Genomic DNA, 12043 nt, shown 5'->3' with positions numbered 1-12043 from the left:
GGCTCCGAACCTGTTATGGGCCGCCGGGGTGGGCCGTCTCCGTAGGGACAGCGGAGAAAGGAACGACACCGCAATGAATTCCAGTCGGGGCAGAAGAGCCCGGAGCAGGCGCCCCAGGTGGCACCTCGCGGCGGCCGGTGGCGCGGCCATCGTCGTCACGGGCGGCGTGGCGATGGCGGCCACCGTCGGTTCGGGAACCGGCGGCTCGTCCGGGGCGCAGGCCGGCACCTACACCCTCTCGGTCGCCGGGAGCGGTCTGTGCATGGACGTCACCGGCGGCGGTGCGGTCAGCGGCGCGCGGATCCAGCAGTGGGGCTGCGCGAGCGGGCAGAGCAACCAGCGGTGGACGCTGGCCGACCAGGGCTCCGGCAGGTTCGCGGTCAGGTCCGCCGGCGGGATGTGCCTCGACGTCCCGGGCGGCTCCACGGCCGTCGGCACCCAGCTGCAGCAGTGGGGCTGCGCGAGCGGCCAGACCAACCAGCAGTGGACGTTGAAGGCGTCGCGGAACGGCACGTACCAGATCGTCAACGTCAACAGCGGGCTGTGCGTCAGCGACAAGGGGGCGAGCACCGCGCCCGGCGCCGCCGTCATCCAGGAGACCTGCACCGCCAACAGCAACAAGCTCTGGAAGCTGAACCCGGTCGGCGGCACCTCCGCCACCGCGTCCGCGACCGCCACCGCCACCGCGTCCGCCGGACGGACCATCACGGTGGCCGCGGACGGCAGCGGTGACGTCACCACCGTCCAGGCGGCGATCGACAAGGTCCCGGTGAACAACACCACGCCGGTGACCATCGCCGTCAGGAAGGGCACCTACCGGGGCGTCTTCACCGTCCCCGCCGACAAGCCCTACGTGACGCTCAAGGGCCTCGGGTCCGCCCCCGCCGACGTCGTCCTCGTGCAGAACCACGGGGCCGGCACGGAGAAGGCGGACGGGACGACGTACGGGACCTCCGGCAGCGCCACCGCGTTCGTCGACGGGCACGACTTCGCGGCGTCGAACCTGACCATCTCCAACGACTACGACACCGGGAGCAACAGCACCGGCCAGGCGGTGGCGCTCAGCCTGTCCGCCGACCGGGCGGTCCTCACGGACGTCCGGATCCTCGGCCACCAGGACACCCTGCTGCTCAACGACTCCGCGCGGGCCTACTTCCAGAAGTCGTACGTGGCCGGGACCGTCGACTTCGTCTTCGGCGGCGGCATCGCGGTCTTCGACCGTTCCGAGATCCACCAGCTGGGCAGCGGCGGCTTCCTCACCGCCGCCAGCACACCGGCGACCCGCACCTACGGATACCTCTTCTACAAGTCGGACATCACCGGCGCCGGGGCCGCGGGCACCAGCAGCCTCGGCCGCCCGTGGCGGCAGAACGCCCAGGTGCTCTACCGCGAGTCCAGCATCGGGTCGTTCGTGCGGACCGGGCAGCCCTGGACCGACATGTCCGGCGCCACCTGGAAGAACGCCCGCTTCAGCGAGTACAGGAACACCGGCGCGGGTGCGACGGTCAACGCCAACCGGCCCCAGCTGACCGACTCCCAGGCGGCGAACTACACCCCGGAGAAGTACCTGGCCGGCTCGGACGGCTGGAACCCCCTCGCCGCCGCCGGTTCATCCGGTACGACGACGAGCGCGTCGTCCGCCACCGTCTGCAAGCCCACCGCCTACGGAGCGAAGGCCGACGGCCGGACGAAGGACACCGTCGCCCTGCAGAAGGCCATCGACGCCTGCGCCGGCAAGGGCACCGTGGAACTGACCGGCGGCAAGTACCTCTCGGGCCCCCTGACCCTGCGCGGCAGCCTCACCTTCACCCTCGACTCCGGCGCGACCCTGCTCGCCTCGCAGGACGCCGCGGACTACGCCACCTCGGGATCCAAGCTCGCCCCGTTCCTGTCCGCGTCCGGCGTGAAGAACCTCGCCATCACCGGCTCGGGCACGATCGACGGCCAGGGTGCCCCCTGGTGGGCCCGGACCAGGTCCGAGAAGGCGGCGGGCAGGACGCTGTCGTCCCGCCCCGGCCTGGTCGACATCGGCGACGCCTCCGGCGTGCGGATCACCGGCATCACGCTGAAGAACGCGCCCAACGTGCACATCACCCTGAAGAAGGTCACCGGCGCCGCCCTCGACAGGATCACGATCTCGTCGCCGGCGGACTCCCCCAACACCGACGGGATCGACGTCTGGTCGTCGTCCGGTGTCGCCGTCACCGACAGCACCATCGACGACGGCGACGACAACATCGCCATCGACTCCTCGCCGTCGGGCGGGCCCGCCCACGACATCTCGCTGAGCGGCTGCACCATCCTGCACGGCCACGGCCTGTCCATCGGCAGCTACACCGCGGGCGGCGTCTACGACATCAACATCCATGACAACACCCTGAACGGCACGACCGCGGGCGTACGGATCAAGACCGCCCGCGACCGCGGCGGCGAGGTCCGCGACATCACGTACAAGAACCTCACGATGACGAACGTGGCCACGCCCATCCAGGTCGTCGGCTACTACCCGAAGGTCCCCGCGGACGGCGACGCCGCCCAGGCGATCACCAGCACCACCCCGAACTACCACGACATCACCATCTCCGGCATCACCGCGACCGGCGCCGGCGAGGCCGGTCAGATCATCGGCCTGCCCGAACGGCCGGTCACCGGGATCACCCTGACCTCGGTCACCATCAGCGCCAGGACCGGCCTCACGGTCCGCAACGCCACGGTGCGCACGAACTCCACCACGATCAGGCCCGCATCGGGCTCGGCGTATCTCGTGCAGAGCAGGGCCACCGTCGAGTGACCGGCTTCATGGCGCAAGCCCAGGTCGGCGAGGTGCGGCGGTGATGCGGCCCGGCGCTGTCAGCGCGGTGCGGTGTCACCGTCGACGTACCTCGCCAGTGCGGTCGCGGCGGCCGTGAGGTCCGTGTGGACGGCCTGCTCGCGCACCGTCAGATCCTCCTGCCTGCCGACGACCGACACCGCGGCCCTGATGTGTCCGGCGGAGTCACGTACGGGTACGGCGTACTCGGTGACGCCGTGCTCGAACTCGCCGTGCGCCGCGACGAAGCCGCGCAGCCGGTCGCGGTCGTTGGCGGCGGTGACCTCCCCCGCCGAATGGGCCGCGTCCGGCCCGCCGACGCCGATCAGCTCGTAGTCGTCGAGCAGGGCGGTGATCTCCTCGGCGGTGTGGTCGAGGAGGAGTGCGCGGCCGGCACCGGTGCACCAGCACGGGGTGACGAGGCTCGCCACGCCCTGCCACTCCTGGCCGAAGCCCGTGGCGGACTCGGCGCGCAGCAGCCGGACCTGGACACCGTCGCGGACGGAGAGCCGTGCGCCGGCACCGTGCTCGACGGCCAGGCGGCGCAGCAGCGGACGGCTGCGGGCGAGCAGGCCGGGGTGCAGGGAGGCGGCCGTCGTGAAGAAGGCGGTGCCGGCCCGGAGCGTCGAGTCGTCGCGGCGCTCCAGGAAGCCCTTGTCGCACAGGTCCTGCGTGGTGCGTGACGCCTTGCTGCGCTCGACGCCGACCTCGTCGGCGAGCCGGCTGACGTTGAAGCCGTTACGGCCGGAGACCTCGCGGTCCAGGACCGTGTTGACCATCCGCAGGGCCATGCGCAGTGAGGAGGCTGTCCCCCTGCCCGGCGGGCGGGGCGCGGGGCCGTTCGTCGTCACGCCCGCACTATAGCGAGCCGCTGGTCGGTGGGCCGGTGCGGCGACGGCAGGGCACGCGACAGGACGGACGGTCGGCGGACTGTGCGTTTCGGCAGTCGGTCCGGTCGCTTCGGCATGGCCGTACTGACCTGCCCGCGTCCGACGCTGTGGGTGGCCGGGCCGCCAGGTGGGCGGCGCCGCTGGAGAAGGAGGACCGGATGACCCGATACGACCTCGCGCTCATCGGATTCGGCGGCGTGAACCGTGCGCTCGCCGAGCTGATCGCCGGCCGCGGAGACGCCCTGGAGGCCGAACTCGGTTTCGCCCTGCGGGTGGTGGCCATCACCGACCTGCGGGCCGGATCGCTGGTCCGCACGGACGGGGACGGCATCGATCTGGCGCCGCTGCTCGCCGTCGCCCCCGGGGAACTGGACTTCTCCGCCATGGACGGCGGCGACGCGGAGCCCCGCAACGAGTGGGTGATCCGTGAGGTACCCGCCGACATCGTGGCCGAGGCGACCTTCACCAACCCCATGGACGGCGAGCCCGCGCTGTCGCACGTGCGGTGGGCGATCGAGGCCGGCAAGCACGTGTGCACCACCAACAAGGGGCCGGTCGCCCTGCACTGCCGGTCCCTGCGGGAGCTGGCCCGGCGGCACGGCGTGTGCTTCGAGTTCGAGGGCACGGTGATGTCCGGCACCCCCGTCCTGCGCACCGCCCGCCGGATGTTCGGCGGGCTCGCCGTGACCGGCTTCGAGGGCGTCCTGAACGGCACCTCCAACTACGTCCTCGGCCGCCTGGAGTCGGGCCTGTCCTTCGCGGACGCCGTCGCCGAGGCCCAGGCCCTGGGATACGCGGAGGCCGATCCGACCGCCGACATCGAGGGGTACGACGTCCAGCTCAAGGTCATGATCCTCGCGAACGAGGTGCTGGGCGCCGGCCTGACCCGCGCGGACGTGCCCTGCACCGGCATCTCCGCGCTCACCGCCGAGGACGTCCGGCGGGCCGCGGCCGAGGGGCTGCGCTGGAAGCTGGTCGGCTCCGCCGCCCGACGCCCGGACGGCACCGTGGAGGCCCGGGTCGCCCCGGTCGCGCTGCCCGACGGGCACCCCCTCGCCGGGGTCACCGGCCCGGTCAACACCGTCGCCTTCCACACCGACCTGCTGGGCACCGTCACGGTCGGCGGACCCGGCGCCGGACGCGTCGAGACGGCGTACGCCCTGCTGTCGGATGTCATCGGCATCCACGAGCAGAGCGGCCGCGCGGTCGCCGGTGCCAAGTCCCTCCAGGAGGCCCACCGTGGCTGACACCGCCCTGAGCACCGCACTTCCCTCCGCCGCGCAGGTCGGCGACGGCATGGCCCCGGTGCGCAACCCCTACACCGGCGAGATCATCGGCTCGGTCTGTGTCACCCCGGCCACCGCGGTGCCCGACGTGCTGCGGCGGGCCCGCGCCGGGCGGGAGACGGCCCGCCGGCTCTCCCGCGCCGCCCGCGCGGCCGTGCTGGACGGCGCGGCCCGGCTGATCGAGGAGCGCGCCGAGTCGTTCGCCCGGCTGATCGTCGCCGAGGCGGGCAAGACGCTGGTCCAGGCCCGCAAGGAGACCGGCCGCGCGGTCAACACCCTGCGGCTGTCCGCCGCCGAGGCGCGCCGCAACGCCGGCGAGGTGGTGCCCTTCGACGCGTACGAGGGGTCGGAGGGCCGGACGGGCTGGTTCACCCGTGAGCCGCTGGGCGTCATCGCGGCCGTCACGCCGTACAACGACCCGCTGAACCTGGTCGCGCACAAGCTCGGCCCGGCGATCGCGGGCGGCAACGCGGTCGTCCTCAAACCGTCGCTGCTCACCCCCCTGTCCGCGCTGCGGCTGGTCGACACGCTGGTGGAGGCCGGGCTGCCGGAGGAGGTGGTGACCGTGGTCAACGGCGGCGCGGAGCTGGGCGCGGCCGTGGTGGCGGCGCCGGACGTGCGGATGGTGTCCTTCACCGGCGGGTTCCGCACCGGTGAGGCCATCGCCCGGACGGCGGGCCTGAAGAAACTGGCGATGGACCTGGGCGGCAACGCCCCCGTCCTGGTGCTCGCGGACGCCGACCTCGACGCGGCCGTGGAGGCGTGCGTCTCCGGGGCGTTCTGGGCGGCCGGGCAGAACTGCATCGGCACCCAGCGCATCCTCGTCGAGCGCGCGGTGTACGAGGCGTTCCGGGACGCCTTCGTCGAGCGGACCAGGCGGCTGCGGGCCGGGGACCCGGCGGACGTGCGCACCGACGTCGGCCCGATGATCAGCGAGGCGGCGGCCGTCGCCGCCGAGGCCACGGTCGAGGCCGCGCTCGCCGAGGGCGCCCGGCTGCTGTGCGGGCACGAGCGGGACGGCGGTGTGTACGCGCCGACCGTGCTGGAGGACGTGCCGGGCACCTCGGCGGTCTGGCGCGAGGAGGCGTTCGCGCCGGTCGTGGTGGTCCAGCCGGTGGACTCCTTCGAGGAGGCCGTCGAGCGCGCCAACGAGATCGACTTCAGTCTGCACGCGGGCGTCTTCACCGGCTCGCTGGACCGGGCGATGGCCGCGGCGCGACTGCTGGAGGCCGGTGGGGTGATGGTCAACGACTCCTCCGACTACCGCTTCGACGCGATGCCGTTCGGCGGCTTCAAGTACGGCAGCATGGGCCGCGAGGGCGTGCGCTTCGCCTACGAGGAGATGACCCAGCCGAAGGTGGTCTGCCTCAACAGGGAGCCCGCGTGAGCGAGTTGGAGGAGGGGACGCCCGGCGGGTCCGCCGCCGGGTTCCGGATCGAGTCCGACGCGCTGGGGGACGTGCCGGTGCCCGCCGAGGCGTACTGGGGTGCGCACACCGCGCGGGCCCTGGAGAACTTCCGGGTCAGCGGGGTGCCGGTCGGTGCCCACCCGCACCTCGTCCGCGCGCTGGCCCAGGTGAAGCACGCGGCGGCGCTCGCCAACGGCGAGATCGGGGTCCTGGAGCCGCACAAGGTGCGGGCCGTCGCGGCGGCCTGCCGGGCCGTCGCGGAGGGCCGGCACCACGACCAGTTCCGGGTGGACGTCATCCAGGGCGGCGCGGGCACCAGCACCAACATGAACGCCAACGAGGTGATCGCGAACCTCGCGCTGGAGCACCTGGGCCACGAGCGCGGGCGGTACGAGCACCTCGACCCGCTGGACGACGTCAACCGCTGCCAGTCCACGAACGACACCTACCCCACCGCCCTGCGCATCGCGACCAGCGCCGCCCTGACCGGGCTGACCGCCGAACTCACCTTGTTGTCGGCCGAGTTCGCCGCCAAGGGCGAGGAGTTCGCGACCGTCGTGAAGGTGGGCCGGACCCAGTTGCAGGACGCCGTGCCGATGACGCTGGGCCGGGAGTTCGCCGCCTTCGGCGTCACGCTCGCCGAGGACGTCCAGCGGATCGGCGAGACCCTGCCGCTGCTGGCCGAGACCAGCCTCGGCGCCACCGCGATCGGCACCGGCATCGCCGCCGAACCGGGTTACGCGGCAGCGGCCGTACGGCATCTGCGGGCGCTGACCGGACTCGATCTCACGCCCGCCGCCGACCTGGTGGAGGCCACCTCGGACACCGGCGTTTTCCTGCTGGTGTCGGGGGTGCTGAAGCGTACGGCGGTGAAGCTGTCGAAGGTGTGCAGCGATCTGCGGCTGCTCGCCAGCGGGCCGCACGCGGGCCTCGCCGAGATCAGCCTGCCCGCGCTGCAGGCCGGTTCGTCGGTGATGCCGGGCAAGGTCAACCCGGTGATCCCCGAGATGGTCAACCAGATCGCGTTCGCGACCGCCGGCGCGGACGTCGCGATCACCATGGCCGCCGACAACGGGCAGTTGCAGCTCAACGCGTTCGAACCGCTCATCGGGCACCTGCTGTTGCAGCACATCGGCTGGCTGACCCTCGGCTGCGAGGCGCTGCGCACCCGGTGCGTGGCGGGCATCACCGCCAACCGGGAGCACCTCGCCCGCACCGGCGCCGGCACGGTCGGCGCGGTGACGGCGCTCGCTCCGCGCATCGGCCACGAGACCGCCGCCGACGTCTCCCGGGAGGCGGCACGGACCGGGGCGGACGTGGTCGACGTGGTCGTACGGCGCGGGCTGCTGGACCGCGAGACCGCGCTGCGCCTCATGGCGGTCACCGCGGTCGGCTGACCACCCGGGACAGCGCCAGCGCGGTCACCGTGTCCCGTACACCGGGCATCTGGGCTATCTGCTCCCAGATGCCCTGTACGCGTTCCAGGGTGGCCGCCTCCACGCTGACCAGCAGGTCGAACTGGCCGCTGAGGACGTCGCAGGAGACCACCTCGGGGATGCGTCTGAGGGCGGCGAGCACGTCCCCGCCGCGCATCCGGTCCTCGCGGTAGACCAGGACGTGCGCGGCCACCATGGCGCGGTCCGGCCCCTGGGACGGGCGGACGATCGTGTAGCCGCCGATGTGCCCCTGCCGCTCCAGGCGTTCGACGCGCTGGCGCACGGCGTTGCGGGACAGCCGTACCCGCTGGCCCAGCTCGGCGTGCGAGATCCGGGCGTTGCGGGTGAGTTCGGTGATGATCTGCTCGTCGATGGCGTCCATGGCGCGGTCCGTTTCTTGGCGGGCGAAAGCTCCGGCGGCCGGGTCAGGACGGCCGCCGGAGCTGGTGGTGCGACGGAGGTTCAGTCCGCGTGGTGCAGGGCGAAGACACGGGCGGGGAAGCCCGAACCGCCCTGCGGCTTGGGCCAGGTGGCGACGATCAGCGCGCCCGCCTCCGGTACCCGGTCGAGGTCGGCCATCAGCTCGATCTGCCAGCGGTCCCGTTCCAGCACGTAGCTCTCCAGGCCGAAGTCCCCGGCGGAGGTGGCAAGTCCCGGGTCGGTGTCGGTCTGCTCGTGCCCGATCGCGGTCACGCCGGCCTCCTCGAAGAGGTACGTCAGGACCTCGGCGGACCAGCCCGGGTAGTGGCTCACCCCCGCCGCGTCCTTGTTGGCCATGGCCGCCGGGTCGGGCCAGCGGCGGCCCCAGCCGGTGCGCAGCGCGACGAACGCCCCTTGCGGGACACGACCGTTGCGCGCTTCCCAGGCCGCCACGTCGGCCAGTGTCGGTACCGCGTCGGGGTCGGCCTCGACGCGCTCGGTGATGTCGAGGACGACGAGCGGCAGGATCATCTCGTCGACGGGTATCTCGTCCAGCGGCCGGGCACCGTCGACGAAGTGCACGGGCGGGTCGACATGGGTGCCCCACTGTCCGACGATCGTGTACAGGTGCACGTTGAAGCCGTCGCCGCGGGACATGTCGAAGGGCATCTCGCGCTTCTCGTCGGGAAAGGCCGGGAAGTGCGGCTGGCCCGGGTGGAAGGCGTGCGTGAGGTCGGTGCGGACCGTCTTGCCGATCAGTTCCCGGTGCAGGGCCCACAGGGGCGGTTCGGGAGCGGTGGACGGGGTGGTGACCGGGTGCGCTGTCATGCGTGCTGGTCCTCTGTTTCGACGGTGTTCTGCAACAGCTCGGCGAGTCGGGCCGGTTCGGTGACGGACGCCAGGGCGCCCGCCGACTCCCCGGGGCCGCCGTAGCCCCACCGCACATGGACGGCGGGGATGCCCTCGGCGGCGGCGCTCTCGATGTCGTAGGCCCGGTCGCCGACCATGAGCGGGCGGCTGACGTCCGCGCCGGCCGCCCGCAGCCGGGCCACGCACTCCCGGATCACCAGCCGCTTCGTCGTACGGCCGGCCTCGTCGGACACCCCGCAGACGGTGCTCAGCCGGGAGTCGAGGCCGAAGCGGCGGGCCATCAGCTCGGCCTGGTCCTGCACCTTGGAGGTGGCGATGCCCAGCGGGAGTCCGCGCGCGGCCAGGGTGTCGAGGAGTTCGGGTATCCCGGCGTAGACGGTGGCGGCAAAGGCGCCGGTGCGGGCGTAGGACGCGCGGTAGGCGGCCAGGGCGGTCCGCGCGGCGGGCTCGGGCAGGCCCACGACGTCGCGGAAGGTGTCGTACATCGGCGGGCCGACGAAGGTGCGCAGGGTGGGCGCGTCGGGGACGGGGGCGCCGACCGCCCGCAGGGCCTCGGCGGCGCTGGCGGTCACGCCCGCGGCGGAGTCCACCAGGGTGCCGTCGAGGTCGAGCAGGACGCAGGTGGGCGGCCTCACGTGAGAGGTCCGGCGGTACGGCGGCGGCCGTGCCGCAGCCAGTGGTACAGGTAGCAGCCCGCCACGAACGGGACGCCGAAGTACAGGGCCGTCGCCTGGGCCGGGTCCAGGGCGATGCCGACGAGCGAGGCGAGGCACAGGACGAAGGCGAGGACGGGGACGACCGGATAGAAGGGCGTGCGGTAGGGCAGGGTGCGCGGGTCGCCGCCGTCGCGGACGAAGGCCCGGCGGTGGAAGAACTGCGCGGCCACGATGGACATCCAGACTCCGACCGCGGCGAACCCGGCGATCGACACCAGCACCAGGTAGACCGTCTCGGGCGCCGCGACGCTGCTCACCAGGGAGGCGAGGCCGCCGAGCATGCTGAGCGCCAGCGCGGTCAGCGGGATGCCGCGCCGGGTGAGCCGGCGCAGTGCCTGCGGGGCCTGCTTCTCCTCCGCGAGGGAGAACAGCATCCGGGCGCAGGAGTACAGACCGCTGTTCCCGGCCGACAGCAGCGCCGTGATGATCACGAAGTTCATCGCGTCGGCCGCGTAGGGGATGCCGAGGGACGAGAAGACGGTGACGAAGGGGCTCTCGTCCAGGCCGACCTTCTGGTACGGGATGGTCGCGGCGATCACCGTGATGGCGCCGACGAAGAAGACCAGCAGGCGTACGACGGTGACGCGCAGCGCCTTCGGGACGGCCTCGGCCGGGTTCTCGGTCTCGCCCGCGGCGACGCCGATCAGCTCGGAGCCGGAGAAGGCGTAGAAGGCGGCGAGCACGGTGACCAGGACGCCGGAGAAGCCGTGCGGGAAGAGGCCGTCGGGGGTGTGGAAGTTCTGCAGCAGGAAGGGGTGCGAGCCGCCGGAGGACAGCGGGTGGAAGCCGAACAGGGCCGCGCCGCCGAGGACGATGAGGGTGACCACGGCGATCACCTTGACCAGCGAGAACCAGTACTCGGTCTCGCCGAAGACGCGGGCCGAGAAGGCGTTCACGCCGAAGACGACGGCCGCGAAGACCACGCACCACACCCAGACGCTGATCCCGGGGAACCAGCGCTGCATCAGCAGTCCGCACGCGGTGAACTCGGAGCCGAGGGCGACGGCCCAGGTCAGCCAGTACAGCCAGGCGGTGGCGAAGCCGGTGGCGGGGCCCATCGAGCGGGAGGCGTAGACGTGGAAGGCGCCGGAGACGGGGTAGGTGACGGCGAGTTCACCGAGGCAGGCCATCACCAGCCAGACGACGAACGCGCCGACCAGGTAGGCGAGGACGGCGCCGAGGGGACCGGCCTGGGAGACGGTGAACCCGGAGCTGAGGAAGAGCCCGGAGCCGATGACGCCACCCATCGCGATCATGACGAGATGGCGGGAGCGCATGGTTCTGCGCAGGCCGTCGGAGGGCGGCTGGGGAGCGGAGTCGGTGGCGGCCGGAGGGTTCTCCGGTACGGCTGAGACGGACACGGCGGTCTCCTCTGCGGAGCGGGCGGGGAGGGACGGGGAGGGTGGGGGGGATCGGCAGGGCATGGCTGCGGGGGTGGGCCACTTTCGACGGGGGGGGAGGGGTGCGCGCGGGGGTGGTCGCGCACGGGCGGGAGCGGTCGTCCGGTGGGGGCGACGGGCTCGGCGGGGACGGGGCGGGACGGGGGCTGTCGGCGGGGGCGGGGCCGGGTCAGGCCCGGGTGACGAGGTCCATGGGGGCGGAGAGTTCGATCACCGGGACCTCCCAGGGGTGGACGTCGGTGAGCCGGGCGAGGAGGAGGGCCAGTTCGTCGTCGCCGGCCGTGGCGTCGACGTAGGTGGTCACCGCGACGGTCGAGGAGAGGAAGTGTCCGCCGACCGAGCCGAGGGTGGGCCGGGCGCCGGGCCGTACGGTGAAGCTCTCCACGCCGAGGGCCACCTCGAAGACATCGCCGTAGACGCCGAAGTCGCCGAGTTCGGGTGAGGTCTCCAGGACCCGCAGCAGCGGGGCGAAGGACTCGTCGGAGCGCAGGGCGTCCGGGTCGCCCGCCGCGCACGCGGCCAGGGTCGTCGCCGGGACCGGCCAGTGCACCTTGATCGCGCGGACCGTGCGGCGCCGCACGGGCTTGCGGTCCCGCGCGGCGGCTTCCGGCGTGATCGTCGTCGTGACCATGCGTGTTCCTCATCCCTCGGTGTCGGGCGACGGCTGGTACGAGGATGGTAGGCGTGCATTAAATGCACGGCAAGATGCAGATGCTGCACATTCCATAACGGTGTGGAGGGTGCGGCTAGAGTGCGGAGCGGCAGGTCACGGTGGCGACGGCCGCAGCGGACGCCGGTGTCGGCACGA

General features: G+C 72.7%; 10 protein-coding genes. 4 read left to right on the top strand and 6 right to left on the bottom strand.

The window, feature by feature from the left end; all coding sequences use genetic code 11:
* Positions 1-73 precede the first annotated feature (73 nt).
* Positions 74-2791: a pectinesterase family protein gene (locus IEZ11_RS16195; RefSeq protein WP_189263420.1), complete on the top strand. Its 2718-nt coding sequence runs from the start codon at positions 74-76 to the stop codon at positions 2789-2791.
* A 59-nt stretch (positions 2792-2850) separates the two neighbouring features.
* On the opposite strand, the gene IEZ11_RS16190 is transcribed toward IEZ11_RS16195, so the two are convergent.
* Positions 2851-3660 carry an IclR family transcriptional regulator domain-containing protein gene (locus tag IEZ11_RS16190; RefSeq protein WP_189263419.1) on the bottom strand — a complete coding sequence of 270 codons (810 nt, stop codon included), beginning with the start codon at positions 3658-3660 and terminating at the stop codon, positions 2851-2853.
* Between the two features lie 197 nt (positions 3661-3857).
* Here IEZ11_RS16190 and IEZ11_RS16185 point away from each other — a divergent pair, with 197 nt between their 5' ends.
* From IEZ11_RS16185 to IEZ11_RS16175, 3 genes are read left to right on the top strand one after another with little or no spacing between them, the layout of a single operon-like run.
* Positions 3858-4946, top strand: coding sequence for a homoserine dehydrogenase (locus IEZ11_RS16185; RefSeq protein WP_189263418.1), 1089 nt, complete (start codon positions 3858-3860; stop codon positions 4944-4946).
* Positions 4939-6372: an aldehyde dehydrogenase family protein gene (locus IEZ11_RS16180; protein WP_229713050.1), complete on the top strand. Its 1434-nt coding sequence runs from the start codon at positions 4939-4941 to the stop codon at positions 6370-6372. Before IEZ11_RS16185 ends, IEZ11_RS16180 begins: the two co-directional genes overlap by 8 nt.
* Complete coding sequence (locus tag IEZ11_RS16175; RefSeq protein ID WP_229713049.1) at positions 6369-7790, top strand: aspartate ammonia-lyase; 1422 nt, start codon at positions 6369-6371, stop codon at positions 7788-7790. Before IEZ11_RS16180 ends, IEZ11_RS16175 begins: the two co-directional genes overlap by 4 nt.
* On the opposite strand, the gene IEZ11_RS16170 is transcribed toward IEZ11_RS16175, so the two are convergent.
* From IEZ11_RS16170 to IEZ11_RS16150, 5 genes are all read right to left on the bottom strand, one after another.
* Complete coding sequence (locus IEZ11_RS16170; RefSeq protein WP_189263417.1) at positions 7774-8211, bottom strand: Lrp/AsnC family transcriptional regulator; 438 nt, start codon at positions 8209-8211, stop codon at positions 7774-7776. The genes IEZ11_RS16175 and IEZ11_RS16170 overlap by 17 nt on opposite strands.
* A gap of 80 nt (positions 8212-8291) precedes the next feature.
* Positions 8292-9077 (bottom strand): cyclase family protein, encoded by a 786-nt coding sequence (locus tag IEZ11_RS16165; RefSeq protein ID WP_229713048.1) that lies wholly within the window; start codon positions 9075-9077, stop codon positions 8292-8294.
* Positions 9074-9754 (bottom strand): HAD hydrolase-like protein, encoded by a 681-nt coding sequence (locus tag IEZ11_RS16160; RefSeq protein ID WP_189263416.1) that lies wholly within the window; start codon positions 9752-9754, stop codon positions 9074-9076. The genes IEZ11_RS16165 and IEZ11_RS16160 overlap by 4 nt, the downstream gene beginning before the upstream one ends.
* A complete protein-coding gene (locus tag IEZ11_RS16155; RefSeq protein WP_189263415.1) occupies positions 9751-11196 on the bottom strand; it encodes an amino acid permease in 1446 nt (481 codons plus the stop codon). The genes IEZ11_RS16160 and IEZ11_RS16155 overlap by 4 nt, the downstream gene beginning before the upstream one ends.
* A 208-nt stretch (positions 11197-11404) precedes the next feature.
* The gene (locus IEZ11_RS16150; RefSeq protein ID WP_229713047.1) at positions 11405-11866 is read right to left on the bottom strand and encodes a hypothetical protein; all 462 of its coding nucleotides are present in this window, start codon (positions 11864-11866) and stop codon (positions 11405-11407) included.
* Positions 11867-12043: the final 177 nt, after the last annotated feature.

The sequence above is a fragment of the Streptomyces fuscichromogenes genome (assembly GCF_014645815.1).
GTDB classification, from domain to species: domain Bacteria; phylum Actinomycetota; class Actinomycetes; order Streptomycetales; family Streptomycetaceae; genus Streptomyces; species Streptomyces fuscichromogenes.
The sequence above is the reverse complement of the archived record's forward strand: the minus strand, read 5'-3'. Positions and strand labels throughout refer to the sequence as shown.